This is a genomic window from Olivibacter jilunii (genome assembly GCF_900607235.1).
Lineage (GTDB): Bacteria > Bacteroidota > Bacteroidia > Sphingobacteriales > Sphingobacteriaceae > Olivibacter > Olivibacter oleidegradans.
Window position 1 is genome coordinate 278,301 of the sequence record NZ_LR027853.1, and the last position, 26,977, is coordinate 305,277.

24 protein-coding genes are annotated in these 26,977 nt (G+C 39.6%); 8 read left to right on the plus strand and 16 right to left on the minus strand.

Features of this window, described 5'->3' with window-relative positions:
• The first annotated feature begins 343 nt into the window (after nucleotides 1-343).
• From E0E36_RS19535 to E0E36_RS19560, 6 genes are all read left to right on the plus strand, one after another.
• Nucleotides 344-1,714 carry a dipeptidase gene (locus tag E0E36_RS19535; RefSeq protein ID WP_013666368.1) on the plus strand — a complete coding sequence of 457 codons (1,371 nt, stop codon included), beginning with the start codon at nucleotides 344-346 and terminating at the stop codon, nucleotides 1,712-1,714.
• Between the two features lie 162 nt (nucleotides 1,715-1,876).
• Complete coding sequence (gene alaS / locus E0E36_RS19540; protein WP_130857404.1) at nucleotides 1,877-4,492, plus strand: alanine--tRNA ligase; 2,616 nt, start codon at nucleotides 1,877-1,879, stop codon at nucleotides 4,490-4,492.
• A 25-nt stretch (nucleotides 4,493-4,517) separates the two neighbouring features.
• On the plus strand, nucleotides 4,518-5,606 hold the full coding sequence (locus tag E0E36_RS19545; RefSeq protein ID WP_130857405.1) for a peroxiredoxin family protein: 1,089 nt from the start codon (nucleotides 4,518-4,520) through the stop codon (nucleotides 5,604-5,606).
• 104 nt (nucleotides 5,607-5,710) lie between these two features.
• Nucleotides 5,711-6,397 (plus strand): response regulator transcription factor, encoded by a 687-nt coding sequence (locus E0E36_RS19550; protein ID WP_013666371.1) that lies wholly within the window; start codon nucleotides 5,711-5,713, stop codon nucleotides 6,395-6,397.
• Between the two features lie 276 nt (nucleotides 6,398-6,673).
• Nucleotides 6,674-7,879 carry a GAF domain-containing sensor histidine kinase gene (locus E0E36_RS19555; protein WP_130857406.1) on the plus strand — a complete coding sequence of 402 codons (1,206 nt, stop codon included), beginning with the start codon at nucleotides 6,674-6,676 and terminating at the stop codon, nucleotides 7,877-7,879.
• Nucleotides 7,880-7,942: 63 nt separating this feature from the next.
• Nucleotides 7,943-8,680 (plus strand): RluA family pseudouridine synthase, encoded by a 738-nt coding sequence (locus E0E36_RS19560; RefSeq protein ID WP_013666373.1) that lies wholly within the window; start codon nucleotides 7,943-7,945, stop codon nucleotides 8,678-8,680.
• An 87-nt stretch (nucleotides 8,681-8,767) separates the two neighbouring features.
• Here the strand turns inward: E0E36_RS19560 and E0E36_RS19565 are convergent, their stop codons facing one another.
• Both E0E36_RS19565 and E0E36_RS19570 read right to left on the minus strand, forming a co-directional pair.
• Entirely contained in the window at nucleotides 8,768-9,670 is a 903-nt protein-coding gene (locus E0E36_RS19565; RefSeq protein ID WP_130857407.1) for a 3-hydroxybutyryl-CoA dehydrogenase, read from the minus strand.
• A gap of 36 nt (nucleotides 9,671-9,706) precedes the next feature.
• The gene (locus E0E36_RS19570; RefSeq protein WP_013666375.1) at nucleotides 9,707-10,477 is read right to left on the minus strand and encodes an XRE family transcriptional regulator; all 771 of its coding nucleotides are present in this window, start codon (nucleotides 10,475-10,477) and stop codon (nucleotides 9,707-9,709) included.
• 100 nt (nucleotides 10,478-10,577) lie between these two features.
• Here E0E36_RS19570 and E0E36_RS19575 point away from each other — a divergent pair, with 100 nt between their 5' ends.
• Entirely contained in the window at nucleotides 10,578-10,922 is a 345-nt protein-coding gene (locus E0E36_RS19575; protein WP_130857408.1) for a GIY-YIG nuclease family protein, read from the plus strand.
• A gap of 48 nt (nucleotides 10,923-10,970) precedes the next feature.
• Here E0E36_RS19575 and E0E36_RS19580 read toward each other — a convergent pair whose 3' ends face one another.
• From E0E36_RS19580 to E0E36_RS19645, 13 genes are all read right to left on the minus strand, one after another.
• On the minus strand, nucleotides 10,971-14,102 hold the full coding sequence (locus tag E0E36_RS19580) for a basic secretory protein-like protein (protein ID WP_130857409.1): 3,132 nt from the start codon (nucleotides 14,100-14,102) through the stop codon (nucleotides 10,971-10,973).
• Between the two features lie 74 nt (nucleotides 14,103-14,176).
• Entirely contained in the window at nucleotides 14,177-16,507 is a 2,331-nt protein-coding gene (locus tag E0E36_RS19585; RefSeq protein WP_130857410.1) for a transglycosylase domain-containing protein, read from the minus strand.
• A 187-nt stretch (nucleotides 16,508-16,694) separates the two neighbouring features.
• Nucleotides 16,695-17,306, minus strand: a complete 612-nt coding sequence (locus tag E0E36_RS19590; protein ID WP_013666379.1) for an HAD family hydrolase — start codon at nucleotides 17,304-17,306, stop codon at nucleotides 16,695-16,697.
• A gap of 99 nt (nucleotides 17,307-17,405) precedes the next feature.
• Nucleotides 17,406-18,731, minus strand: a complete 1,326-nt coding sequence (locus E0E36_RS19595; protein WP_130857411.1) for an ABC transporter permease — start codon at nucleotides 18,729-18,731, stop codon at nucleotides 17,406-17,408.
• Between the two features lie 7 nt (nucleotides 18,732-18,738).
• Complete coding sequence (locus E0E36_RS19600; RefSeq protein ID WP_130857412.1) at nucleotides 18,739-19,650, minus strand: ABC transporter ATP-binding protein; 912 nt, start codon at nucleotides 19,648-19,650, stop codon at nucleotides 18,739-18,741.
• A 114-nt stretch (nucleotides 19,651-19,764) separates the two neighbouring features.
• The gene (locus E0E36_RS19610) at nucleotides 19,765-20,367 is read right to left on the minus strand and encodes an acyloxyacyl hydrolase (protein WP_130857413.1); all 603 of its coding nucleotides are present in this window, start codon (nucleotides 20,365-20,367) and stop codon (nucleotides 19,765-19,767) included.
• 381 nt (nucleotides 20,368-20,748) lie between these two features.
• On the minus strand, nucleotides 20,749-21,894 hold the full coding sequence (dnaJ, locus tag E0E36_RS19615; protein WP_013666383.1) for a molecular chaperone DnaJ: 1,146 nt from the start codon (nucleotides 21,892-21,894) through the stop codon (nucleotides 20,749-20,751).
• A 2-nt stretch (nucleotides 21,895-21,896) separates the two neighbouring features.
• Nucleotides 21,897-22,511, minus strand: a complete 615-nt coding sequence (locus tag E0E36_RS19620; RefSeq protein WP_130857414.1) for a nucleotide exchange factor GrpE — start codon at nucleotides 22,509-22,511, stop codon at nucleotides 21,897-21,899.
• A 152-nt stretch (nucleotides 22,512-22,663) separates the two neighbouring features.
• Nucleotides 22,664-23,347 carry a cell division ATP-binding protein FtsE gene (locus E0E36_RS19625; protein ID WP_013666385.1) on the minus strand — a complete coding sequence of 228 codons (684 nt, stop codon included), beginning with the start codon at nucleotides 23,345-23,347 and terminating at the stop codon, nucleotides 22,664-22,666.
• A gap of 1 nt (nucleotide 23,348) precedes the next feature.
• On the minus strand, nucleotides 23,349-23,552 hold the full coding sequence (locus E0E36_RS19630; RefSeq protein ID WP_013666386.1) for a hypothetical protein: 204 nt from the start codon (nucleotides 23,550-23,552) through the stop codon (nucleotides 23,349-23,351).
• Between the two features lie 290 nt (nucleotides 23,553-23,842).
• Nucleotides 23,843-24,328, minus strand: a complete 486-nt coding sequence (locus tag E0E36_RS19635; RefSeq protein WP_013666387.1) for a YdeI/OmpD-associated family protein — start codon at nucleotides 24,326-24,328, stop codon at nucleotides 23,843-23,845.
• Between the two features lie 165 nt (nucleotides 24,329-24,493).
• A complete protein-coding gene (locus tag E0E36_RS19640; RefSeq protein WP_207303789.1) occupies nucleotides 24,494-24,961 on the minus strand; it encodes a VOC family protein in 468 nt (155 codons plus the stop codon).
• Between the two features lie 72 nt (nucleotides 24,962-25,033).
• Nucleotides 25,034-25,879: an AraC family transcriptional regulator gene (locus tag E0E36_RS19645; protein WP_049795023.1), complete on the minus strand. Its 846-nt coding sequence runs from the start codon at nucleotides 25,877-25,879 to the stop codon at nucleotides 25,034-25,036.
• A gap of 167 nt (nucleotides 25,880-26,046) precedes the next feature.
• Between E0E36_RS19645 and E0E36_RS19650 the strand changes: the two genes are divergently transcribed.
• Entirely contained in the window at nucleotides 26,047-26,517 is a 471-nt protein-coding gene (locus tag E0E36_RS19650) for a DinB family protein (RefSeq protein ID WP_013666390.1), read from the plus strand.
• Nucleotides 26,518-26,530: 13 nt separating this feature from the next.
• Here E0E36_RS19650 and E0E36_RS19655 read toward each other — a convergent pair whose 3' ends face one another.
• Complete coding sequence (locus tag E0E36_RS19655) at nucleotides 26,531-26,974, minus strand: DoxX family protein (RefSeq protein ID WP_130857415.1); 444 nt, start codon at nucleotides 26,972-26,974, stop codon at nucleotides 26,531-26,533.
• Between the last annotated feature and the right edge of the window lie 3 nt (nucleotides 26,975-26,977).

Below are 26,977 nucleotides of genomic sequence, written 5' to 3' on the forward strand. Positions count from 1 at the left end.
TAATTAAAAGCAAGATGAGTTTACGAAATATTTATACTTTAAATCCAATCCTTTGAATTTTGTAAATTGATAGAATTGGCTTAGATTCGTATTAGTCTCCCTGATCTAATCTTAAATCTTCTATCTCAATTTTCGAATCCACGTCAAGTCCACGTGAAGTCCACCTTATTTCCACGTCAGGCCCACCTGTCATTTAGTATGTATCCGCTTTCGCTTCTTGTTTTCCTGCATTTCTATATAGCCGATATAGTGTGAATATAGTACGGAACTAATATGGAGACATCGTGAGCTTACATGGGATTTTAACCGATTTTATGTAGGTTTGCAACAAACACAATAAATTATGTCACACATTAAAGACTATATTGAAGCAAACAAGCAACGATTTTTGGATGAATTGTTTGAATTGCTACGCTTTCCATCTGTTAGTGCCGATTCAAAGTATAAAAGCGATGTCTTAAAAACGGCCGATTATATTGCTGAAAAACTAAAGGTTGCCGGTGCGGACAATGTAGAAGTTTGCCCGACAGCTGGCAATCCAATTGTTTATGGGGAGAAAATTATAGACCCAACTAAACCTACTGTTCTCGTATATGGACATTATGATGTGCAACCACCGGAACCACTGGAATTGTGGCACACGCCACCGTTTGAACCTACCGTGCGCGACGGCAAAATTTTTGCCCGTGGTGCTTGTGATGATAAAGGACAAATGTATATGCATATAAAGGCTTTCGAAGTTATGCAACAAACGAGTGGACTGCCTTGTAATATCAAGTTTATGATCGAAGGAGAAGAAGAGGTAGGATCTGAAAATTTAGACGTTTTTGTTAAAGCAAATAGAGAAAAATTAGCCGCTGATGTTATCCTAATATCGGATACCGCCATGATCAGTTTGGAAACCCCATCACTCGAAACCGGCTTAAGAGGACTTTCCTATTTAGAAGTAGAAGTGGTAGGTCCCAATAGAGATCTTCATTCCGGCGTTTATGGTGGAGCTGTGGCAAATCCGGCGACCATCTTAGCAAAAATGATCGCTTCACTTCATGACGAGAATAACCATATTACCATTCCCGGGTTTTATGACGATGTCATTGAATTAAGTGCGGAAGAACGAGAAGCACTAAACCAAGCTCCTTTTAATGAAGATGAATATAAAAAAGATCTTGGAGTTGAGGAGCTATGGGGTGAAAAAGGTTATACAAGTATTGAACGCACGGGGATTCGCCCTACTTTGGAAGTTAATGGAATCTGGGGTGGTTATATCGGCGAAGGGGCAAAAACAGTTCTTCCATCAAAGGCATCAGCAAAAATTTCGATGCGACTGGTACCCAATCAGCAGTCTGCTGTTATTACGAGTTTATTTCAAAAGCATTTCGAAAGCTTAGCTCCGAAATATGTAAAAGTGAAAGTGACACCTCATCACGGTGGAGAACCGGCTGTAACACCAACAGATAGTACGGCCTACAAAGCTGCCGAAAAAGCAATTGAGGAGGCTTTTGGAAAGGCACCGATTCCATGTAGAGGTGGTGGCAGTATTCCAATTGTTGCCTTATTCGAAAAGGAATTAGGATTGAAGACGGTTTTAATGGGCTTTGGACTAGATAGTGATAATCTTCATTCACCAAATGAAAAGTATGATATCGCTAACTATTTTAAAGGTATTGAAACCATTCCTTTGTTTCATAAGTATTATGCGGAATTAAGCAAATAATCAATTTTGATTTTGTCTAGTAAGCTGTCTGGAAGCACATGGTAAGTGGTTTTTGGACAGCTTTTTTAATAAGAGCCGATTCTGTTAGCGATCGTGCTTGAAATAGCTTAACTTTGTGCATCTTTAAGATAGCCGTTGGAACATATTTAATTATTCTAGTGAATGACTAGTAGAGAAATAAGACAAGCATTTTTATTTTTTTTTAAAAGCAAGGGACATGAAATAGTACCTTCTGCACCGATCGTAGTAAAGAATGATCCAACCCTGATGTTTACCAATGCCGGGATGAACCAGTTTAAAGAACTGTTTTTGGGTGAGGCTCCCATTAAGTATTCAAGGGTTGTAGATACGCAACGTTGTTTGAGGGTGTCGGGGAAACATAATGATTTAGAAGAGGTTGGTATCGATACGTACCATCATACTATGTTTGAAATGCTGGGCAATTGGAGCTTTGGTGATTATTTCAAAAAAGAGGCAATAGCCTGGAGTTGGGAGCTCTTAACCAATGTTTACAAAATAGATAAAGACCGATTATATGTTACTGTATTTGAAGGAGACAGCGAGGAAGGTTTACCGGAAGATACCGAAGCCTATGGTTATTGGAAAGAACATATTGATTCAACCCGCATCCTGAAGGGAAACAAAAAGGATAATTTCTGGGAAATGGGGGAGACCGGGCCGTGTGGGCCTTGCTCTGAAATACATGTGGATTGTAGAAGCGACGAAGAGCGTCGGATGATTGATGGGAGCACCTTGGTCAATGCTGATCATCCGCAAGTAATTGAAATATGGAATAATGTCTTTATGCAGTTTAATCGTTTAAAAGACGGTTCCTTGCAACCTCTTCCTGCAAAGCATGTGGATACGGGTATGGGCTTTGAACGCCTGGTACGTGTATTGCAGGGCAAAACTTCCAATTATGATACGGACATCTTTCAGCCGCTTATCCAGTTAATTGCGAAAGCGGCGAAGGTACAATATGGCGAAAACGAGCAGCAGGACATTGCGATGCGCGTAATGGCTGACCATATTCGTGCCATTTCGTTTGCTATTGCAGATGGACAGCTTCCGTCTAACAACAAAGCGGGATACGTAATTAGAAGGATCTTGCGGAGAGCCGTTCGTTATGCTTATACATTTTTAAATTTCAAAGAGCCCTTCTTAAATACATTAGTGATTCCGCTGGCTCAGCAGTTTGAAGGCGTATTTGATGAACTTTACAAACAGCAGGATTTCGTACAAAAAGTTGTTTTGGAAGAAGAGTTATCTTTTTTACGAACTTTAGTAACCGGTATCCAGCGCTTTGAAAGCTATCACACTGATCAGGGGCTGGTTAGTGGGGATTTCGCTTTTGAATTATATGATACTTATGGATTTCCGATCGACTTGACTGATTTGATGGCTCGGGAAAAGGGATGGAAAGTAGATATGCCGGGATTCGAAAATGCGTTGAATAAACAAAAAGAGCGCTCACGAGCTGCGACTGCGATTGATACGGGCGACTGGGTTACCGTAAGTGAAGATGGAGAAACACACTTTGTAGGATATGATAACTTAGCAACCGAAACGAAGATACTTAAATATCGTAAAGTTTCAGCTAAGGGAAAGATTCAATACCAATTAGTGTTGTCGCAAACACCATTTTATGCGGAAGGTGGTGGACAGGTGGGAGATACCGGAATTTTAATACATGAAACATCGAAAGAAACGATTCAGATTGTTGATACGAAAAAGGAAAATGGATTGATTATCCATTTTTCTGATGAAATCCCTTCGCATCTTGAAGGTGTTTTTTTTGCGAAGGTAGCTGAAGATCGGCGTCGGGATATCCAAAGTAATCATTCAGCGACCCATCTGTTACACGCAGCACTAAAGCAAGTTTTGGGAGAACATGTAAATCAAAAAGGATCTTTAGTAAGCGAAGAGGTGCTCCGTTTTGATTTTTCCCATTTTGCTAAAGTTTCCGATGAAGAATTAAGAAGAGTTGAACAAGTTGTCAATGCAAAAATCAGAGAAAATTTAGCCTTGGATGAACGAAGGAATGTACCGTATAATGATGCTATTGATATGGGAGTGACAGCCTTATTCGGTGAGAAATACGGTGACTTTGTACGGGTGATAATTTTCGATGAAAACTTTTCAAAAGAATTATGCGGCGGAACGCATGTCCAATATACCGGAAATATCGGCTTCTTCAAAATTTTGAGCGAGGGTGCCGTTGCCGCAGGTGTAAGACGCATTGAAGCTATTACCGGTAGACGGGCAGAAGAAATTATTGATAGGCAGGATGAGTTGATCAATGAGTTGAAAAACTTACTTAAACATCCTAAAGATCTGAGTGCCGCTATTACCGGTCTTTTACAGGAAAACAGTAAACTGAAAAAAGAGGTAGAAAAATCATTGGTGGAAAAGGCCCAACAGTTAAGGCAGGTGCTTGTAGAAAAGGCAATTGACATTAATGGAGTGCGTTTTATCGGTGAGCAAGTGGAGTTACCAAATGCAGATGCTGTTAAAAATTTAGCCTTTGCTATAAAAAAGGCAATCGATAATGGTCTGTTTTTAGTATTAGCCGCTGATTTTGATGGTAAACCTAATTTAACTGTAGTATTATCGGATGATTTAGTGAGCCGTGGGCTGGATGCGGGAAAAATTGTTAGGGAGCTGGCAAAAGAAATAAAAGGCGGTGGTGGTGGTCAACCTTTTTATGCAACAGCAGGAGGAAAGGATTCTTCAGGTTTAACCGTTGCTCTTGAAAAAGCGAAATCTTTTGTTGGTTAAATGAATTTGAACTAAATATTTACGGATGAAGAAGATATTAGGAGCTCTAAGTATTTTTGTTTTGGCTGCTTGCAGTAATAAGGATCAGTTTGTCTTGAACGGCGAGCTTATCAACAACGATCAGGTCAAAAAAGTTTTTTTATATGAAGGAGGGGAGGTTGTAGATTCAGCTTTTTTGAATGACGATAATAAGTTTCGCTTTCGGAGAACGGCACCTATCCCGCAGTTTTACAATTTAAAAGTTGGAGAAAATAATTACTTTTTTGTTCTTTCCAACGGCGAAGAGGTGAGCTTTAAGGCCAATATCAAAGATCCGAGTGGAAATTACGAAGTTATTGGTTCCGAAATTTCTAGCAAAATAAAGGAGTTTAGTGAAATTAATACCCGTTATTCTGCCATATCCAGGGAAATAGAAGGCGAATTTCAAATGCGATTAAAAAGGGAGCCGTCAAAAGAAAAAGAGATTAGGGATGAACTGTTTGTGAAATATAAAAACAACCTGGACCAATTTTCAAAAGAGGTATTGGCCTTCGCTAATCGAAATGTTAACAATTTAGCGGGCTTCTATGCAATAAGTTCATTAGATCCCGCAGAGTACGAAGCGGAAATGATGGCCTATGCCGACACTATAAAGGATAAATTTCCTAAAAATGCTGCCGTGCGAGATTTTGTTACCCATATGGCTGAATTGAAACCGCTAATGGTGGGGCAGAAAGCGCCCGATTTTGAATTAATGGATCAAAAAGGGAAGACAGTCAAGCTGTCGGACTTCCGTGGTAAATATACCCTTGTCGATTTTTGGGCATCCTGGTGCGTGCCTTGCAGAGAGGAAAACCCCAATATTGTAAAACAATACAATACTTATAAAGATAGAAATTTTACGATATTAGGGGTGTCCTTGGATAATAATCAAGCTGCTTGGCTGAAAGCAATAAAAGATGATCAGTTAACTTGGACACATGTATCAGATTTGCAGGCGTGGAATAGTAAAGCTGCAGAATTATACAAAATTTCAAGTATTCCTGCGTCTTTTCTGCTTAATCCGGAGGGTATTATTGTTGCTAAAAATCTAAGAGGACAAAAACTGGCAGATTTTTTGGAAAAAACGCTATAATTTTAACTAGATGTCAAGCAATGGGTGATCATTAACAATTTGTTAATACTGTCTTAACTTTTATTTGCAATTAAGTACATAATTTAGACCTAAAATTATTGAACATGAGCAGTGCTAAATACAAGATATTAGTCGTTGACGATGAGCCCGATATAGTCGAACTAATTGAATATAACTTAAAGCGTGAAGGATATTCGGTTTTTACGGCCACTAACGGACAGGAAGCTGTATCAACGGCACGGAAGATAAACCCGGATCTCATCATACTTGACATCATGATGCCGAAAATGGATGGTATTGAAGCTTGTCGGATTATGAGAAGCATGCCGGAGTTTAAAAACACTTTTATGGTATTTCTTACAGCAAGAAGTGAAGAGTATTCCGAAATTGCAGGCTTTAATGTTGGTGCTGACGACTATATCGCGAAGCCTATTAAACCAAGGGCGTTGATTAGCAGGATTAATGCAATTTTGAGAAGAAACAGCAAAGGAGAAGAGACTTTAGAAAATAAAGTTGAAATCGCCGACCTTGTAATCGATAGGGAAACCTTTTTGGTATATAAGAACGATGAGAAAATTGTTCTTGCAAAAAAAGAATTTGAATTGTTATACTTATTAGCTTCTAAACCTGGAAAAGTTTATACTAGAGAAACAATATTGAAGAGTATTTGGGAAGATTCTGTTGTGGTAACTAACAGAACCATTGATGTGCACATTCGAAAGCTGCGAGAGAAGATAGGGGATGATTATGTTTCTACCGTAAAGGGAGTTGGGTATAAATTTGATGCCTAATTCATTATATTTCTAAAGGGGGTGCTTAGCCCCTTTTCCATTTAATCTTTCTGTGGCGCCCTTTGAGATTTCGAATTTTACCTGATCCTTTTCATTTTCGGGATATATAGGAAGTAAAGTCATCCAAGCCTTACAAATTTTTCCTTTACCGAAAAGAGGTCGCCCATTTTTTGTATCTTGCAATTGTGTCAATAAAAAATCATCTTAAGGGATATCAATGATCTCAAAGAAGATAGTTGAAATTATAATTATAGTTTTACGACATAATTGCTACCTATGGGAATCTATCGTCAGTGGCTCAATATAATTCCTCCGAACGAGCAGGACCGTTTGCGGAAGCTGTATAAGTATGATATTCTGAATACGCCGCCGGAAGACGCGTTCGATAAGATTGCGAAGTTGGCTATGGAGTTTTTTGAAGTTGCGGGCGCATTTATATCCTTTGTCGACGAAAAAACGGTATTCTTAAAATCAGATACTACAGGCCATTTTGAACGCTATACTAACCGTACTGATAGTCTTTGTTCTTGGGCGATTTTACAGGACACAGTAGCCGTGATTAATAATATAGAAGAGGCTTCGGAGATACTTGAAAATCCGGAACATTTAAAAGCGCTTGGTATCGGATTCTATGCTGCTGCGCCACTTCAGACGCCTGATGGGTATAAAATCGGCGCACTTTGTGTTAGTCATCCTACAGCTAAATATCCGTCAGAGAAGCAGTTGGAAATGTTGAAGAGTCTTGCGTCCATAGTAATGGATGAGTTGAAATTTCGTTTAGCTACACGCAATGCGGTACGGGTACAAACTGATTTAATGAACGCAGCCGTTCATGACCTTAAAAATCCGCTAACATCCATCAAGCTTTACGCGCAGTTGATTCAGCGAGAGGCAAAGGAGAATAAAGGGACGCAGGCAATGACCGAGCGAATTATCAAATCATCCGATTTTATCCTTTCGAGCTTGAACGATCTGTTAAATTTATCGCAGATAGAAGATGGCGAAATGAAGCTTAAGATAGAGCCGTGTGTGCTTGATTCATTGCTTAAAGATCTTTTGACGGATTTTGAGATTATTGCCAACCAAAAAAAACAGCGGGTAGTTTTCGAAAATACTATTCAACGGCCTGTCGCCGGTGATAAAGCACGATTACGCGAGATATTTGAAAACCTGTTAAGTAATGCTTCCAAATACGCATATGCTGATACAACGATTAATTTGATAGCTAAGGAGGTAGATAACAAGGCTTTAATTGAAATTCGAGATCAAGGGCAAGGCCTTTCTGAACAGGATATGAAGAAACTGTTCAAAAAATTTGCCCGTCTAAGTTCTGTGCCAACGGGCAAAGAAGGAAGTAATGGCTTAGGACTATCGATCGTTAAAACCTTGGTGGAACTTCATAGTGGAAAGATTTGGGCAGAAAGTCAAGGGAAGGAAAAAGGATCCTCTTTTTTCATTGCTTTACCTTTGGCGGAACTTTAAGCCTAAAGTAAATGATCGCTCTTTGACGAACATGTCGTCCTCTTTTTATACCTTTGCACTTCTATGGAAGAAAAAGCGCTTAATTTTAAATTTCCGAAGTTCAATCAGCTCATCATTTTCGAAGATGATAATCTAATCGTCGTAAATAAACCACCATTTATTGCATCGCTGGATGAAAGAGAGGGGCGAGAAATTAACATACTTCGAATGGCGAAGTCATACCATGCGGACGCGCAAGTTTGTCATCGTATCGACAAAGAAACTTCCGGTTTATTATTAATTGCTAAAAATCCTGATACCTATCGCTCTGTTTCTATCGAGTTCGAGAAGAGAAGAGTGAAAAAGATTTATCATGCTATTATTGGGGGAACTCACATCTTTGAGGACCTAAAGGTGGACCTTCCAATTCTGAATCTGGGTAATAAAAACGTTACCATTGATAAAGCGAATGGCAAATTAGCCGAAACGTGGTTTAAGTCGCTTGCTTATTTTAAGCATTATACTTTGGTGGAGTGTAGGCCAATAACGGGTCGCATGCACCAAATTAGAATTCACCTCGCTACGCAACATGCATCTATTGTAGGAGATAGTCTTTATAAAGGCAAACCCGTTTATCTCTCACAGATTAAACGGGGCTATACATTAAGTAAAGGACAAGAAGAACTCCCAATTATGAAACGATTTGCTTTACATGCTAGAGCATTGAGTTTCTCTATAAATGGAAAAGACTATAGTTTTGAGGCCCCGTACCCTAAAGATTTCGCAACTTTATTAAAACAGTTGGAGCGATTTGATAGCTAAACTGATGAGCCAGCCGTTGACAGAACGCACTACCTTTCAACAATCTAAAGGAGTGAAGAATTTATAAGTCAGTGAATCAGGAAAATATTAGAATCTCGAATTCGAAAACCTGCTAGCAACTATAAGTTCCTTGGCATCAGATTGTCGATAATCATAAAATCCAATAGTTGATTTTTTTCCCAGATGGCCCGCAGCTACCATATTGGTCAATAGCGGACATGGCGCATATTTAGAATTTCCGAAACCTTCGTGTAATACCTTTAGAATAGCTAAACACACATCCAAACCTATAAAATCTGCTAATTGCAGTGGGCCCATTGGATGCGCCATACCGAGCTTCATAACCGTATCAATTTCCATCACACCGGCAACGCCTTCATATAGGCTGTAAATTGCTTCATTAATCATCGGCATGAGGATTCTATTGGCTATAAAACCAGGGTAGTCTTGTACAATGACAGGTGTTTTTTGAAGTTTGGCTGCCAAAGTAAAAATTGTAATGGTAACTGCTTCACTCGTACGATAACCCCTTATCACTTCAACCAATTGCATCATTGGAACCGGATTCATAAAATGCATACCAATGACTTTATCCGGTCTTTTTGTGTTAGAAGCGAGTTGTGTAATGGAAATAGACGAAGTATTAGAAGCTAAAATGGTAGCATCAGCACAAAGGTCGTCCAATTCATTAAAGAGGCGCGATTTGACAGCCTCATTTTCTGTTGCCGCTTCAATGACCAGATCCGCCTCGGCAACGGCTCCTTTTAAATCTGTAAACGTCGTTATATTATTTAAAGTAGCGATTTTTTCATTTTCAGTTAGTTTACTTTTACTAATCTGCCTATCTAAATTTCTTTGTATAATATCTATGGCTTTTGTTAAGGCCTGCTCATTTAGGTCTACAAGAGATACCGAATAGCCATGAAGAGCAAAGGTGTGCGCAATACCGTTACCCATGGTTCCTGAACCAATTACCGTTATGTTTTTCATCTGTTATATTGTTTTTTCGGTTTGATGAACAGTATTTTATTCGGTTTTCATACCACTTATTGTTTTTTGCATTTGTGCCATCATGGTGGTAAGAGTTTCTAAGCTTGGCTCTGCCGTCGGTTCTGGAAATTCTGTACTAATAAATGCTTTGGCTTTCCATATTTCTAAAATATCCGGTGTTTCTACCCAGTAAGGTTCATATACTTTGTTGTCCGAAAGCAATTTCAATCCTTTCTCTTCCTTAAATTTATGCGCTATCCTTTTATAAACAATTCCATCGGATTTCGAAATAATGACGTAAGTCTGATTGGGTTTAACATCAAACCAATCTTCAACGTACTCGCAAATAACAACCGTACCAGGTTGTAAAGGAAGCATGGAATCTCCCTTCAATTCAAATGCGCGGTAAGTTCCTTGTTTAAAGAAAGGCAATCTGAATTTTGGCAATTCACTAATATAGTCCGGATCGGCATAGCCATTTAGATAACCTGCGCTCGCTTTAACCGGTACAAGCTCAATATTTTCACGATCATCCTCATTGACCGTAATACTTAAAACACGGACACTGGATGAATCACCCTTCGGAGTAGGCTTCCATTTATCGTCAATTTTTTCATTGACAAGTTCGTCCATAGTTAACTCATAATAGGATGCGAATTTTTTTAGCAACTCGTATTTCGGTTCCGCACGATCTTCCTCATAAGCGCCAACAAGAGAACGCTTAATTTCCATTAAATCAGCGAATTGCTGTTGTGTATGCCCCTTTTTTCTTCTGAGGTATTTAAGATTTGATGCGATATTGCTCATTTTTAAAATAATTTTGTTTTTACTAAAATTGTTAGTATCATTGTGCCAATAAAGTTAGTAAATAAAATTCAATTAGCGAAAAATATTAGTGTATTTTGTTATGAAGCGATTTGTATATATATTGACAGACTGTAACCGACAATATTTACATGTAGGATTAACCGATGATTTGTTTAAAACAATGACATTTTATAAGGAGCATAGGCAACTTTTTTTTGATACAGCTGCCAAGGTTTCCAGATTGGTTTATTTTGAGGAAATTGATACAGAGGAGTTAGGTATTGCTCGCTTCAATGTGTTATCTGCTTTTACGCGTTCTCAAAAAGAACGTCTTATTAGAGCAAAAAATAAAGATTGGCAGGATCTAAGTTTATGTTTAGGCATAGATAATTTAGTTGCTAATCCACAACAACCTCTTCGCTTTTCCTCGATGAGAGCTTGGTGATGATGAGTGTGCATGAAGCCGGTGTAAGGTCAAATCAATTAAAACAATTTACCATCCCGGCGCGAAGTTAAGACCAAAAGTACCAAATTTTAGATCCTTTCTGTTAAAAGGAACAGCATAATACGGTTCTAAAACAAAGTAACCAAAGATGTTAACCCGTAAAGAGACTCCGGCACTCATAGCAGGAACTCGTTCGTAGATGTCAACAGTTGATCCATCTGGGTTAACCTGTTCGCCAATTTTATCCGGATTACTTTTGAAAGCAATCTTATCTCCGGCACTCCAAGCGAGTCCCATATCAAAAAATACATTTAAATCAGAGAATAGTAGCCCGGATTTAATGGCTGCCAGCTTTTCCGGGCCTGTAAATGGTAACCTTGCTTCTAGATTCACTACCGCTATTCTGGAACCCATCAATTGATTCACATTGTACCCTTGATAAACGTTGCCGTTATTATTGTAGAATGACGCAGATTCATAGCCCCTGATGAGAAATGGATAGCCTATATAGAGCGGATATAATTGATCCTCACCACTACCAACACGCATGTATGTGTAAGCACGCGCAGCCAGGGAGATAGGCTTAATACGGTGATACTTGCGCAGGTCAGCGGTGTAGGCGGTAAAATTAAAATCGCCGAAATACTTTTCGGCAGCTAATCTATACCGATAACCACTTAAAGGGGCAGCTACACCAAAATAAGAATTATCACCAACAAAGGCCGCATTTAGTTGCTGCAAGGTAAAAGAATTAAAATTACCTCCATAGGTTCTGCTCGCTTCTTCTTTTGATAATTTTCTTCTGTCACTGCCTAAGAAATAGAATGTATTGGGGTCGTAATAATTAGAGAATCGATCAATCCGATAGCTGTAGCGGGCTACTGCGCCCCCCAGTTCAAATCTAGTTGTTCTCGATAGGGGGTAAGCGGCAAAAGCGTCTATCTGTGTTTGGAAAGTACGTATAATATCCGTATTCTCCGTAAAATAGGTGTTTCCGTTAATTTCCTCATTCCCATAGCTCATCAATCCGGACATAAAAGGAATATGAGAAATAGACCCTCCCCAACTGATTCTTCCCTTTTGATTGATATAGGCAAATTGACCGCCAAAATCATATACCTCCCCATTAATAGCAACCCCGGCAAATAATTGATTTCGTCCTAAAATATCGGAGAAAATACCTTGGATCCCACTGGATAAGCCCGCGCCATATCTACTGCCAACGGCTACGCCGACACCACTTCCCTGTAAATAGTCTAATTGAAATTTTGGTTTGTATGGTACCGGTTTTATGAGCGACTTACCAATACGCTGAAAAATATTGTAGTTTCGAAGGTTACTATTAACTACATCTACACCCAGTGATTGAGGAGGTGGCAGTAGCGCTGCGTTAAAATTTACTTCGTTATTTGGTACCTCCTTCGCCGTAAAGTCGCTTGGTTTAGCATTGTAGATGGTATATTTTTGCGAACGGTAATATGAGTAGAGAATATCATCGTTTGCAGATACACTTAAAGCAGGTGAATATTCGGTGATTCCGCTAATTCCTGTAAAATAATCGGTAAGCTGTTCAGTTTTTCCGGACGAAAACGTGTAACGGTATAGATTCCTGAAACCATCACGGTTTGACAGGAAATAAAGTTGCTTATCATCTGCCGAGAACTGGGGGTTCAGGTTATTGGCGCCCGGAAAGATATCGATCTTCCGGATTTCTTTTGTACTTATATCGATAATGGCTAAGCCCAATGGAATATCAACTCCTTCGTAACCACTTTCTAAGCTTAAACGATCGGTACTGAAAACAATTTTTTTACCATCTCTTGAAAAACTAGGATGGTAATCGGAATACCAGTCGTTGGTAAGTTGGGTCGAGCTCTTATTTGACAAATCATATAAGTAGATATCACTATATCCGTTTTTAAGTCCCGAGAATGCCACGAGGTTTCCATCGGGCGACCAGGTTATGTTAGCAAACTCACCGATATCTCCCATACTTTCTGTAGCAAGTGTTTTACCGGTCTCCACGTCGACTATCAACAATTTCGTGCGCCCTTGGCTAAACACACTAAACGCAAATTTCTTGCTGTCATGGGAAAAGGATCCTGCACTTTCTATATAACTGAACTCATCAATGTGCGAATTATTCTGTCGACTACTCAGCTTTCGTATGATTTTACCTGTTCCGGCATCTGCTAAGAATAAATCAATACTGAAGAGATCTTTTTCTGATAAGAAAGCGACGTATTTACCGTCGGGGGAAATGGTTGGGGAAACATTCATATTACCCCCGTTTTTATTATTAATGATCATTTGCCCCCTTGGTACTTGAGCCGTATCGATTAGAAGCGGTTTATAGGCATTTTCGATACTTGTACGCCATAAATTTGACAGCGTAGGTTCGTCATATCCAAAGGTGTATTTAATCGCCGCTTGATATCCGTACTTAGCGGTGTTTTTGAAGAAAGGCACAATCACTGTATCCCCGTAAGTAGAACCGATGTAAGCCCAGAATGCTTGACCATAGCGGTAAGGGAAATACTTATTGCTTTCTGTTAAGTCTCTAAGGCTCGGAATATCCTTATTTAAATAAGCATCTCGCATCCACATGGCGGTAAAAGCATCCTTTTTTCCGACGGATAAATATTCGGCCATTCCTTCCACCATCCAAAGAGGGAGATTTCCTATATTTTCCAGCTTGGTTGAATCGCCTTCAATAAGGGAATGATATTGAAAGGCGTGGACCAACTCGTGCCCCAGAACATGGCGTGTCTGGTTATTGATTTGCATAATCGGCATTACTACGCGATTCTTGAGCCCTTCTGTAACACCTCCCGTACCTATACTTATTTCTCCGCCAATAGCAGTAGTTTGTTGAAAGTCCGGATGGTTATTATAAAGTATGAGGGGATTCTTCCGAAGAAATGTATCTCTAAAAACTTGCTGATGCAGTTCGTACCAAAGCTCACTTTCTTGCATGAAACGAGTTAATAGACTATCGTTTTTTAGATAAGTATAGAAATCGAAATGGGGTGATTGCTTTACTTTAAAATCCAATGCTTTATATCGCATCTTATTTTGGCCAAAATATTGTCCAAAAACGGTAGGTATGAAACAAAATGTAAAGGCTATTGCCCAAATAGTTTTGTAAAATCTCTTTTTTGCCGGAATAAGGTGCTTCATATGATGCTTAGGTACAATTTGGGATACTAATTTAGCGTTTAGAATTTATTTGCGCAACTTAAACTCGGTTTCTTCTATTCATTCGGCTGTTGTTTAAGCTGTTCATTGATTCGTTGAAGCTCATCTTCACTGTGCGGTTCCAAAATCGGACTCAGAATGGGAGGGAGGCTATCTGCTCGTGTGCTGTCCGGAATCCGTATCCGCGGGCTTGGGCACTTATATTCGCGTGTAATCGCCACAGTTGGCTCGGGAAGAGGGCCGTAAGTATAGCCGCTTTCCGGGTCGTGGTATAATTTTTCCATAAACTTAGCAAAGATTGGAAGGGCCGTGCGCGAACCTTCTCCGGTTGCCGAATTTCGGAAGTGTATGCTGCGTTCATCATTTCCAACCCAAACACCGGCCACTAAGTCTTTCGTGATACCCATATACCATCCATCCACATAGTCGGAAGAGGTTCCCGTTTTTCCGCCTATTTGATTACCCTTTTTCCACAGATCCCATTCCCATAAGGCTTGCGATGTCCCTCCCGGTTCTTCCATCGTCCCGCGAAGCATATAAGTCATCAACCAAGCGATTTCTTCACTAATGACCCTTTTTGTCTTTGGTTTAAATTCTGCTAAAGAATGACCATCTTGGTCTGTGATACGCTTGACCAAAATGGGTTCTGCATGATTCCCTTTATTCAAAAAGGTAGCATAGGCGCTTACCATCTCATAAACCGTTACGTCATTTGATCCTAAACTTACCGACGGCACCGATTCTAAATGGCTGGTTATGCCGCATTTGTGGGCAGTCTTTACCACATTATCCCAGCCAACTTTTTCTGTTATTTGGGCCGTTACGGAATTAATGGACCTACCCATAGCCCAGCGTAAAGACATATTGATGCCCGAAAAGGTCCAATCGGCGTTTTTCGGTTCCCATGTTTTTGCTTCACCGTTCTCAACATAATTGATTTTTACCGCCTTGTCCTGAAATTTATCACAAGGTGACATCCCCTGTTCCAGGGCGGTTAAATAGGCAAATGGTTTAAATGTCGACCCCGCTTGGCGCTTCGCTTGATTAACATGGTCATATTTATAAAATTGATGGTTAATACCACCCACCCATACTTTTATCTCCGAACTATAAGGGTCCATTACCATCATGCCGGTGTTAAGCATTTTCGCATAATGTGCAAGCGAATCCATCGTGGAATACTCAACTTCGTTCATACCGTCCCAAGTGAAAACTTTCATCGGTTTTGGTTGATTCAGGTAAAAAAGAATACTGTCTTGGTTGTGCTTGAATTTCTTGTCAAGAAAAGAGTAAATTGGAAGCCTTTTTGCCAAATTTTCCAAAAAGTTTTCAATTACTTCTCCTTTGGAATCGCGCCATGGTAGCTCTTTCCCCCAAGTATTTTCCAACCTTTTTTGTAGAACAGCCATTTGATCGTAGGCTGCTTCCTCCGCATAGCGCTGCAATCTGGAATCAATGGTTGTATAAATCTTAAGCCCATCTTCGTAAAGGTCATAACCGTTCTCATCGCACCATTTTTCGATAAACCGCTCTACCGCACCACGCAGATAAGAATCTTCCTTCCCCACTTCATCTACTGTACCTAAGCTTAGATCAATAGGTGATTGCCTGTATTGTTTAAGTTGTGAAGGTGAAATGAAGCCTGCCTTTTGCATTTGAGATAGGACGATATTCCGTCTTTCTAAAGAGCGTTTGGGATTTCGTACCGGATTATAAAGAGTGGTTGCTTTGAGCATGCCTATTAAAAGGGCTGCCTGGGGCGGCGTAACATCATTGGTGTTTTGATTGAAGTATCGTTTTGCCGCCGTTTTGATACCATACGTATTATTGCCAAATGACACCGTATTTAAATACATTGTCAGGATTTCCTCTTTGCTGTAGCGACGCTCCAATTTGATAGCTGTAAACCATTCTTTTATTTTAATGATTAGCATTCGAACACCCGGAATATTACCTAATAAACCGGCCGATTGATTATAACGAGTCCGAAAGAGATTCTTTGCCAACTGCTGGGTAATGGTACTGCCTCCGCGTTTATCTCCTTGTGCAGTAGATAATAGACTGGATGCTACTGCAATAAAGTCGACACCGTTATGTTTAAAAAATCGTATATCCTCTGTGGCGACTAAAGCTTGTGTAATGCTTTTTGAAATACTATCATAAACTACGGGGGATCGGTTTTCTTTAAAATAACGACCGATTAACTTACCATCCGCTGTATATAATTCGGAGGCTACGTGAAGCGTAGGTGCTTTAATATCTTGTGCAGTAGGGGAATAGCCGAAAAGACCTAAAAAATTTAACTCGATCGCACATAAGAAGATTATGACGAAATAGATGAAAATCAATAAGTAACGAAGAAACCTACTCTTAATTCTTCTAAACATGCGGTAAATATCTAAAATGAATAGTTAAAATAAATGTAAAAAAATGTTAAATAGCTTTTCCGGTTAGCGTGTCGAGCGTTAATACTAGACCTGTCAAGCAAATCTCTATAAAAAATCTGAAGTTTTATTGTGGCAGCGTAAACTTTATTAACATTAAAAACAGATGCTAAACAGGGAATTCTTTACATCAAATTTTGTCAATTCGGACCCAATCCATGCCGGCAGCTTCTGCAGCGGCTACTCCAGGATCACCATCTTCGAAAACAATGCAGTCTTTAGGCGCCACTCCTAATTTTTCGGCGGCGGCGAGAAAAGGATCCGGAAAGGGTTTTCCATTAGGCGTTTCGCCGGCACAAACAAGCACTTCTATGTAGTCTGTCAAACCGAGTACTGATAGCGTCCGCTGTACGGTAGTGCGCGTACCTCCTGATACAACACCGATGTGTACATTGCCTGCATTTGCTTTTAAGTGCTCAGTAACGTAAGCGATAGGTTCGGTTGTATCAATGTATTTTTCGAAGAATACTGCCGTCTTTTCTTTGGAGAACGTATCCGGCAACATCACATTATAACGTCTACTGATTTCATCGGCAACAAGTCTGGTTGGCCAGCCGGCCAGTTCATCGATAATGTCGGTGTCCAAATTTATTCCATATTTAGCTGCGGCCTCTTTGTATGACAATTTATGAGCAAGCATATTGTCTGCTAAAGTTCCATCGCAATCATAAAGGAGCGCTTTATATTTACCGCTTGTTTTTTCATTAAGTATGTTTAGCTTATCGAGCGTTTCTTGATTCATCTATATAGTGTTCAAAATAAATAGCGCAAAGTTGTCCTTTATTTATTTTGTTTCCTAATGGAATTGCAAAAATGACAAAACTAGCGTTCGAAAAAGCGTTCAACCTTTGTACCTAAACCATTTGAATAGTTCTTTATAGCTTGCCTTTTTACCATACATTAAAATTCCAACGCGGTAAACCCTCGCGGCTGCATAAGTTGTTAACAAAAAGCCAATAACCAACAAGGCGATTGACAGCAATAGTTGCCAAACGGGGACTCCAAATGGAATTCTAACCAACATACCGATAGGTGAGGTGAAGGGAACCATGCTTAACCAAAAGGCCAAGGAACCATGTGGATTATTGATTAGTACGGAAAAAGAAAGCATATAGGTAAACAATAGCGGCATGATAATGGGCAGCATAAATTGTTGGGTTTCCGTTTCGCTATCTACCGCTGATCCTACCATGGCGAATAGGGCACTGTATAGCAGATAACCGCCAATGAAATAGATCAAAAAACAACCTAATACGTAAGGATAATCAATGGCTTTGATCTGTTGTACAATAGCCTCCATTTTTGACTGCCTTTCTTGATTGTTCTGCTTTACCTCACCGTTACCAACCCCATCTTGCATCTTAACGGACGTATGCATTTCGGGTTTAGAATTGATCATTACGGCAGAGGTTGCGGCCATGAAGCTTACAGAGAGAATAATCCAAAGAACAAATTGGGTAACTCCGACCAGGCCAACGCCGATAATTTTACCCATCATCAGCTGAAAAGGTTTTACTGAGGAAATAACTACTTCGATAATCCGGTTACTCTTTTCTTCTATAATGCCACGCATTACCTGATTTCCATATAAAAACAGGGATATGTAGATTAGGATTGATAAGCCAAAGCTAATTCCGATGGCCGTCCCAACATGGCTGTCCTTTTCTCCATCCACCGTAAGTTCTTTTGATTTGATGGACACAGCCGGCTTTATACCGTTTAAGGTATTTATGTCAATTCCTGCGTCAGCTAGAGCTTTCGCTCTTAGTATGTCATTTAATTTTGACTCAAGCGTGTTGATGGTACCTATACCTTTTTTTTCGGTGTCGTATAGCTCAACAGTTTGGGAGGTCGCCACACCGGCCGGGACAACCAGGAGTAGCGAGCTTGTTTCACCACGTTCCATTTTCTTTTTCAAGCTAGCAATTGATTCATCTGTGCTTAGAAATAACAGATGTTCCGTGTCTTCTAATTTGTTCGCCACAAAGCCTGACTGATCTACTACATAAACCGTTGTAATAGGTTCTCGATTGTTTAATGCGACATAAAAAATAAGCGCGTACATAGCGATAAACAAGAAGGGAACGAGGAAGGTCGTCACTAAAAATGATTTCTTTTTTACACGGCTTAAATACTCTCGTTGTATAATAAGAACTATTTTATTCATTATGCTGCTAGTTGGCGTTGATAGACGTTACTTCTTTTATAAAAATCTCATGGATGGTAGGAATGATTTCTTCTACATGTTGTATTTCAACCTGGGCGATTAGGTAGGAGAGCATATGATTGATCGTTTTTCCCTCTGCTATTTTTAGATACAGTGTGGTTACATGATTATCCGTAAGTCGTTTTTCCACGGTAAATAGCGTATCATTTGGATCGATAACCTGCGCGCCTATATATGTTATTTTATATTTGTTTTCCCGATAACTGTTTTTTATGTCAATAACCGGGCCATCCAAGATTTTTCTGGACTTATTAATGAGCGCAATATTATCGCAAAGTTCTTCTACTGATTCCATACGATGAGTAGAAAAAATAATGGTGGTGCCATTGCTATGTAGTTCCAGTATTTCTTTTTTTATAATTTCAGCATTTACCGGGTCGAAACCGGAAAAAGGCTCATCCAAAATCAGTAGCTCCGGTTGATGAAGTACCGTTGCAACAAATTGTACCTTTTGTTGCATTCCTTTGCTTAGGTCTTCCACTTTCTTACTCCACCAAGACTGCATTTCCATCTTCTCGAACCAATGTTTGATTCGCTTTTTCGCCTCTTCTTTTGACAAACCTTTTAGTTGAGCTAAGTAAAGCAATTGATCACCGATCTGCATTTTTTTATAAAGTCCGCGTTCTTCCGGTAAATAACCTATCTTGCTAATGTGTTCCGGTTGGAGCACATCACCATTGAACATTATATATCCACTATCAGGAGCGGTAATCTGTGTGATAATTCGAATAAGAGAAGTTTTTCCTGCACCGTTCGGACCGAGTAATCCAAAGATGGTGCCCTTTTCAATATGCATGGACACGTCATCTAAGGCTCGATGCTCCGCATATTGCTTTACGATGTTGTTGATTGACAGCATGAGCATTTTATCTTGTACCGTTTAGATAGGCGAGGTGCTTATTTGTTACAACATATGATATATAAAAAAAGGGATGTGCTTTGCACATCCCTTTTGGTTTCGCTGCGTAAAAGTTTAGAAATAAAATTGTACTCCTAATTGAGGTGCAAAGAAATCACTAGCTAAACCAAAAGAATTGGTAATTTGTTTAGATCCGGTCGCCTCATCTTTAATCCTGTCATTACCGTAGTAAAGACCACGTACACTTAATTCAATACCTACATTTTTATGTGGAAAGAATGCTAAACCGGGAGAAAGCTGTGCTCCGAAACTAGTTGTGCTAGACACTTTTGTGCCATCTACTTTTGTGCTTCCAAAAGCCATGGGAACAGAAAGTTGACCAAAGAATTTGAACATTTCATTTCCTTTATAGGCACGAGCAAAAGGTGCGACTACAAAAGCTCCTTGCTTAACTTTCAAATCCACATCATTTGCACCGTCAGTGTAGTACTGACCATAGCGATAACCGACACCGGTACCAATTGCGAAATTATCGCTGATAAAGTATCCTACATTAGGAACAATGTTGAAACTCTGGTTTGAATGGTCCGTGCCATTCACTTTGTTGTAATTATAACCAACAGATCCTCCTAGGAAGAGTTTACCTTTTTCAGTTTGTGCGTTGGCTGTAAAAGCTAGTGCTACAGCGGCAGTTAGAGTTAAAAATAATTTTTTCATGTTTAATATAAATTTGTTAACGTTATAGTCAGTGCTTCGACTGACTTTCACCGTGCATTAGTCAACTTATGTGCCAAATATGACGTAGAGCTTGTATAAAGTTGTATAAGCAACCAATCTTAAACTTCTATGACAATTAAAAGAAAGTGCAATTTTATTTGCTTTTTACAATAATTATATAACTTACTCGTTTACTGATCGTATGTTTTTTAAATGACAAAATCGATTATGCGGTATAAACTGACTATTTGTCTATTTTTGTCAACATTGACAATGACAGTATAGAGATTGGCAGGCATAAGTTAAAATAGGTGGTTACCAAGAAGCAAAAAAAAACGTCGAACCATTGCGTTCGGCGTTTTTTTATTTTATGCTAACATCTTATTCGAAGAATTCTTTTACACGTTCGAAAAAGCTTTTTTCATTTTTCCCGGGTTGGGGCTTGAAATTCGGCGATTCTCTTAATTTTTCTAATTGCTCTCTCTCTGTTTGGGAAAGCGCTTTTGGCGTCCACACATTTACGTATATTAGCTGATCTCCTTTGTGATAAGAATTTACCTCTGGAATGCCTTTGCCTTTTAGACGAAGAATTTTACCTCCCTGCGTGCCAGGATCTATTTTTATTTTCGCTTTACCGTCGATAGTTGGTACTTCTATACTGGCGCCAAGCGCGGCATCTACGAAACTTATATAAAGATCATATATAACATTATTTCCGTCACGTTTCAAAATCTCATGCGGAATTTCCTCTATCAATATGATGAGATCGCCCGGTACACCTCCGCGAGGAGCGGCATTTCCTTTACCGCTCATCGATAACTGCATGCCTTCGCTTACACCTGCAGGGATATTGATGCTGATGGTTTCTTCTCCACGTACCAATCCTTCGCCGTGGCAGGTAGTACACTTAGCTGTGATCTCAACTCCTTCACCGTTACAGGTAGGGCAAGTACTTGTTGTTTGCATTTGCCCTAATATGGTGTTAGTCACCCGCCTTACACTCCCCGTACCGCCGCATGTGCGGCAAGTAGAAGTTGAAGACCTATCTTTAGCACCGCTGCCATCGCAAGTTTTACAAACAACTTGCTTGTTTACCTTGATTTTCTTCTCAACGCCTTTTGCGATTTCCTCCAAGGTAAGCTTTACCTTTATGCGAAGATTCGTTCCTTTTACAGCTCGCCTTCCTCCGCGTGATTGCCCCCCTCCAAAGAAACTTTCAAAGGGGTTGCCTCCTCCAAAGATATCCCCAAAATTACTGAAGATATCTTCCATATTCATACCTCCTCCATAACCGCCGCTCGCACTGTTCCCGGCATGACCAAAACGATCATAGCGTTGACGTTTCTCCGGATTACTTAACACTTCATAGGCCTCGGCAGCTTCTTTAAATTTCTCTTCCGCTTCCTTGTTGTTTGGGTTTTTATCAGGGTGATATTTTATTGCCAGTTTTCTATAAGCTGATTTTATTTCAGCTTGTTCTGCATTTTTTGATACACCTAATACGTCGTAATAATCTCTCTTTGCCATCTTTATAATGATTCGCTACCTACTACTACTTTGGCGTAGCGCAGAACTTTATCGTTAAGGAAATAACCTTTCTCTACCTCATCGATTATCTTTCCAACCAGCTCGGGTGTTGGGGCAGGAATTCGCGTTATTGCTTCATGTAGATCAGCATTAAATTCTTGTCCAACTGACTCCATTTCTTTTAATCCTTTTCTGTTAAGGATAGACTTAAGCTTTTGATAAACGAGTTCGACACCTTCTTTTACAGAAGGGATGTCCTGCGCATTTTCCATTGATTTACGTGCACGCTCGAAATCGTCCAATACCATCAATAAGTCGCCGATAACTTCTTTACCCGCTGTTTGCAATAGCTCCACTCGCTCCTTGGAGGTCCGGCGCTTATAATTATCAAACTCTGCGTACAAACGAAGATATTTATTGTTGGCTTCTGTCAATTCTTGCTGAAGTTTTTCCTCTTGCTCCACTTCTACATCCGCTTCGGCCTCTTCTACATCATCGTTAAGACCTGCTTTCGTATGTTGGCGCGCTTCATTCACTGATTCCAACTCTTCCGCGATATCCTTGTTCTCGAGATTTTGATTTTCCTCAATATTTTCCTTTTTGCGTTGTTCTTCCATAATTCTAAAAAGCAGTTCAAAAATATTTTTTTCAGCACAAAACCTCTGCCAATGCATAGCAGACAGCCAGTCTGTCAGTCTTTGTTACTCAATACGAACATAATGACGCATTATGTCAACGATTGTCAGTAGGCAGCTAAAGCAAAATGTCGCTAGGAAATGGTTACGTTATCATGTAGTATACCGGATTCTGTTTTAACAATGCGGGAAGGCATGTTGCGGATAATCTGATAATCATGGGTAGCCATTAAAACGGCTGTACCTGCCCGACTGATTTCTTTTAGCAATAAGACAATTTCTTCTGATGTATTAGGATCTAAATTACCTGTAGGTTCGTCGGCAAGAATGATTTCCGGATCGTTCAGTAACGCACGGGCGATTACTACCCGTTGCTGTTCACCGCCGGATAATTCATGGGGCATCTTCTTCAACTTTGAACGTAAACCAACTTTATCTAAGACATCAAACATACGTTCTCTTATTAAGTTCTTGTCTTTCCAACCAGTGGCTCGCATTACAAATTCCAGATTCTTTTCAACTGTGCGGTCAGTCAGTAAATGAAAATCCTGAAAAACAATCCCTAGTTTTCTTCGTAAGAATGGAATGTCTCTGTCATGTAATCGACCAAGGTCGAAGCCGGCAACTAATCCGTCTCCTGTCGATATGGGAAGATCGCCATAAATAACTTTCAGTAGGCTACTCTTTCCCGAGCCGGTTTGACCGATCATAAAAACAAACTCGCCCGAATCAATCTGTAAATTTACATTTGACAGTACAAGATGCTTCTGTTGATAGATATCTATATTTTTAAGTTTGATAACGGTACTTGGAATCATGTTACAGTTCTATTTCTTTTATTTTTCCAAAAGGTAACTCCTCAACTATTTTCATTATGTACGATGCTTTATCTCCCAGTCCTATTTTTTCTAACGACTTATCCGGTCGGTCTACACGAAAATATGCTAAGAGCGTAAAATTTTCATCTCGCAGCTGTACATAGTCCGGAATTTTTGCTACACCTTTTACCTTAATGATATACATGGTACGCCAAAGTTAGTACATTCTACGAAATATCATCTTTTTTCAACGCACATTTTCCCTTTATCGTGTGTTGCACTGATTTGTTGAAAGAAGATTCGTTGGGAAAGACAGGGATTACAAACGAGAGGAAGCACGGGATTTCAGTATGTTATAGCCGCTGCTGCTAGTTCTGAAATATCTTTTAGAAGTTTATATTTTCAATTTACAGGGGAATGCAGGTGTAACGCCAATAGGACGCTATGAGCAATTTGTTGTCCATTCATTTTTTGAATAAAAAATGGGCGGCCTAATTATTTGCCGGACCTATCGTACCGGCTCCGTTCATAAAGCGCGTTTACAGAATCGGCTATGCGAGCAATTTGCGCCTCTTCGTTTTTTGTTTCATTGATCCAATCGAGATATGACTGCTTTTCCGTGTCCGCTAGTGCAGCATAAAACCGGAATGCAGCCGGCTCATCCGCTAAAATTTCTATGAAATCCGTTTCTGTTATCCGAGCGGATTTGTTCAAATAGATTTTGAGCTGTACGGTGTCGCCTACTTGCTTCTGCAGCTGTTTGCGAATACCGGCATTAAGTGGTAGAAATAATTTGCCGTCGCCCATAGGCATGAGGATCACTTTGTCAAGCATGTAACTGTCAATAGATCCGCTTACTTTTACTTGTCCGAAATGATTACGATAATCGGGCGATATCTCCGGAATCAAAATATATGACCATCCTCCTTTGCCGGGAAACCGTTCAATTAAAGCCTCTCGATTTATCTGTATGCTTTCCATAGTGGTGATCGCAATAACAAACGCTAACTTGTATTACCTAAAAAGGGTTTTCCTATCCTTAAAATTTAAGGGCATCTTTAGCAATGCCAAATTTTCAGCTAAAATAGAAAATATATTGGTTTGCATAAAATGTGTTGAAAACGGACAGACAGATAAAAATGCGGGTTAGTTTTTTTGTTCGGTATACTGTACTATATCGACTCCGATACCATTGGGATCCTGAATTGCAAAATGTCGATCACCCCACGGCTCTTCACGCAAGTCTATTTTTATTTCTACCCCCTTGCTCTTCAATTGTCGATACATCTCCTCAACATTATCTACTTCTATCGTCAGGTAAAGGCCTTTGCCATTAAATGGATCATGAAATAACGGTTGTTGACTGGCGTGATAAGGTTTTAAAAAGCTTATTTCTGCTGATTCATTTGGGGTATGCAACAAAAGATAAAAATCGTTTTCAAAAGTAATTCCAAATTGAAGAATTTCAGTGTAGAACGTTTTGCTCTCTTGAATCTTGTCTGTAATAATACCGGCGTTCAGTTTCATTGTTTTCAGATTGGTTTCTTTTGTTTGACCATTAATTGAAGATAAACCGCTTAGGCTTATGAAAATAGCTGTCATAAAGAATTTCATATCGTCTCTTTTTAACAAAGATGCGAACTGTCTTCATATAGTCATTGTAAAAAACGGACATTTAACGGACATTTATTTGAATGCTTTAGCCGGTGTGAAACCACACATTCTTTTAAATTCTTTAATGAAATGGGCCTGGTCGTAATACCCCAACTCATAGAAAAACTTTTCCGTCTTTAGTGTCTCCACAGTAGGATTGAGGCTCAATAAACTTTGAAAACGCACTATTTTACTAAACGCTTTAGGCGATTCGCCAACATAGAACTTGAATAAGCGCCGTAAATGTCTTGAGCTTACCGGTACATTTAGGTGTTCAATATCAATGATACCTCTTGTATTTACTATTTTATCGAAAGCCAGTTTAAACCGAAAGTCGACTTCAGTCGCTTGCCTTGCTATTTGATTGAAAAAGGCGTTAAATGGTTCGATAAGTTGATGGAGATTAAAAACCATGTCGGGTTGGCGATAAGCTGCCTCCCAATGCCGAGCGATCAAATTGTTCAGACGCTTATGCAGTTCTCGGTTTACAAAATTTAACGGCTCGCAATAATCGGTTAATTCGCTCGCGTTGAACTTAAATAGGGATGAGAAAGCTGCGGGTAAAAACCGGATGCCAATGTAATGGAAATCGTGGGAGAGCGAAAAAGCATGGTATTTGTTGGAAAGTCCCATAATATCTATGTCCGACAGGGTATGTACATCAATGAAGATGTCAATACATCCATCTGAAACAACATAGTAGGGAAGAGGTGTCGACAATCTTTCAAGGCTTTTTAATTCCCAATAGCAATATATATACCCCCGTAAGCTCGGGGCCGGCATATATTCCTTATAAGAAATGTCAGCCCATTCATGTAAACTGCTCGGTTGAATCGGTTTAAAGCAATATGTCTTAGGGCCTTGTAGCATATTCGTCATGCGCTTTGGACATAAAATTAATCCTTCGCATCCTAAAATGCAAGGATGTAAGGAAAATACGGTCTACCTATTTGTAGCAGTTTAAAATTACAATTGACGGAAACTTCGAAATAAATTGGTTGATCGTATTAGAATGTTCATTTTTGTTATCTGTAAAAAAATAATATATGATGAAAATGTCAGCCTATTTTATCAAACTTTTTGGTTATGACAAGGCTACCAATTTAAAACTTATTGAATTGCTGAAAATAGCGAAGGAATGTGATGAAGCTATCGGACTAATGGCACATTTACTGGTTGCACAGCAAATTTGGTTAAAAAGATGTAAGGGGGAAAATACCGTTGGAGGGAGTTTATGGCCAGACTGGGACATCATGGAGATGGAGGCCATTGTGCTTAGGAATAATACCGATTGGGTAAACTTTTTAAATACATTGAACGAGCAGGATTTTGTTAAATCCGTTAGCTACAAAAATTCAAGAGGCACGGCCTTTGCCAATCGACTGGAGGATGTTCTTGCCCATGTCATTAATCATGGCACACATCATCGTGCCCAAATTGGACAGCATTTGAAATTATGCGGACATAACTTGCCAAGCACCGATTATATCTTTTATATACGGGAACAAGATGCTTAACTATAACAATCAATCAAAACAATGAGCGTTTTCTGTGTTTGCCCATTCTGTGTCGATAATAATCAACGGACAGTCTCCCCGCGCCACTAAAGAAGAGAGAAAGCGAGGCAGCGAGCATAAATAGCGCGGGAAAAGTATCGGAATAAGCATCCCCTATATGTGCAATCAAGATGGCTGAAATAAAGTTAACGACCATAAAAGCAGCGGCAAAGCGTTGATAATATCCGAGCACGAACAAGCACCCACTGATAAACTGAGCATATACTGATACATATGCTGCCCATGGATAGGGAAACTGATGCGCATTTAGAAAGGAAATAAACTCCTGCATCCGCGCCTGGCTGAGTATATTATCAATTACGCCCTGTACTAAGTGATACCCGGCAACCAGTCTTATAAACAGAGGAGCCCATTGTCCATGTTTTTTAAAAAGAAGATTAGGCCTGTCGTATAACATAAT

Excerpts from the sequence above, each read along its gene's own strand:
- E0E36_RS19600 (WP_130857412.1), bottom strand. The coding sequence starts at position 19,650 with ATGCTGTCAATCAACAACATCGTAAAGCAATATGCGGAGCATCGAGCC.
- E0E36_RS19535 (WP_013666368.1), top strand. The coding sequence starts at position 344 with ATGTCACACATTAAAGACTATATTGAAGCAAACAAGCAACGATTTTTG.
- E0E36_RS19620 (WP_130857414.1), bottom strand. The coding sequence starts at position 22,511 with ATGGAAGAACAACGCAAAAAGGAAAATATTGAGGAAAATCAAAATCTC.
- E0E36_RS19610 (WP_130857413.1), bottom strand. The coding sequence starts at position 20,367 with ATGAAAAAATTATTTTTAACTCTAACTGCCGCTGTAGCACTAGCTTTT.
- E0E36_RS19565 (WP_130857407.1), bottom strand. The coding sequence starts at position 9,670 with ATGAAAAACATAACGGTAATTGGTTCAGGAACCATGGGTAACGGTATT.
- E0E36_RS19555 (WP_130857406.1), top strand. The coding sequence starts at position 6,674 with ATGGGAATCTATCGTCAGTGGCTCAATATAATTCCTCCGAACGAGCAG.
- E0E36_RS19560 (WP_013666373.1), top strand. The coding sequence starts at position 7,943 with ATGGAAGAAAAAGCGCTTAATTTTAAATTTCCGAAGTTCAATCAGCTC.
- E0E36_RS19575 (WP_130857408.1), top strand. The coding sequence starts at position 10,578 with ATGAAGCGATTTGTATATATATTGACAGACTGTAACCGACAATATTTA.
- E0E36_RS19640 (WP_207303789.1), bottom strand. The coding sequence starts at position 24,961 with ATGAAATTCTTTATGACAGCTATTTTCATAAGCCTAAGCGGTTTATCT.
- E0E36_RS19645 (WP_049795023.1), bottom strand. The coding sequence starts at position 25,879 with ATGACGAATATGCTACAAGGCCCTAAGACATATTGCTTTAAACCGATT.
- alaS (WP_130857404.1), top strand. The coding sequence starts at position 1,877 with ATGACTAGTAGAGAAATAAGACAAGCATTTTTATTTTTTTTTAAAAGC.
- E0E36_RS19580 (WP_130857409.1), bottom strand. The coding sequence starts at position 14,102 with ATGAAGCACCTTATTCCGGCAAAAAAGAGATTTTACAAAACTATTTGG.
- E0E36_RS19630 (WP_013666386.1), bottom strand. The coding sequence starts at position 23,552 with ATGTATATCATTAAGGTAAAAGGTGTAGCAAAAATTCCGGACTATGTA.
- E0E36_RS19550 (WP_013666371.1), top strand. The coding sequence starts at position 5,711 with ATGAGCAGTGCTAAATACAAGATATTAGTCGTTGACGATGAGCCCGAT.
- E0E36_RS19595 (WP_130857411.1), bottom strand. The coding sequence starts at position 18,731 with ATGAATAAAATAGTTCTTATTATACAACGAGAGTATTTAAGCCGTGTA.
- E0E36_RS19625 (WP_013666385.1), bottom strand. The coding sequence starts at position 23,347 with ATGATTCCAAGTACCGTTATCAAACTTAAAAATATAGATATCTATCAA.
- E0E36_RS19590 (WP_013666379.1), bottom strand. The coding sequence starts at position 17,306 with ATGAATCAAGAAACGCTCGATAAGCTAAACATACTTAATGAAAAAACA.
- E0E36_RS19585 (WP_130857410.1), bottom strand. The coding sequence starts at position 16,507 with ATGTTTAGAAGAATTAAGAGTAGGTTTCTTCGTTACTTATTGATTTTC.
- E0E36_RS19570 (WP_013666375.1), bottom strand. The coding sequence starts at position 10,477 with ATGAGCAATATCGCATCAAATCTTAAATACCTCAGAAGAAAAAAGGGG.
- E0E36_RS19545 (WP_130857405.1), top strand. The coding sequence starts at position 4,518 with ATGAAGAAGATATTAGGAGCTCTAAGTATTTTTGTTTTGGCTGCTTGC.
- E0E36_RS19650 (WP_013666390.1), top strand. The coding sequence starts at position 26,047 with ATGATGAAAATGTCAGCCTATTTTATCAAACTTTTTGGTTATGACAAG.
- dnaJ (WP_013666383.1), bottom strand. The coding sequence starts at position 21,894 with ATGGCAAAGAGAGATTATTACGACGTATTAGGTGTATCAAAAAATGCA.
- E0E36_RS19655 (WP_130857415.1), bottom strand. The coding sequence starts at position 26,974 with ATGTTATACGACAGGCCTAATCTTCTTTTTAAAAAACATGGACAATGG.
- E0E36_RS19635 (WP_013666387.1), bottom strand. The coding sequence starts at position 24,328 with ATGGAAAGCATACAGATAAATCGAGAGGCTTTAATTGAACGGTTTCCC.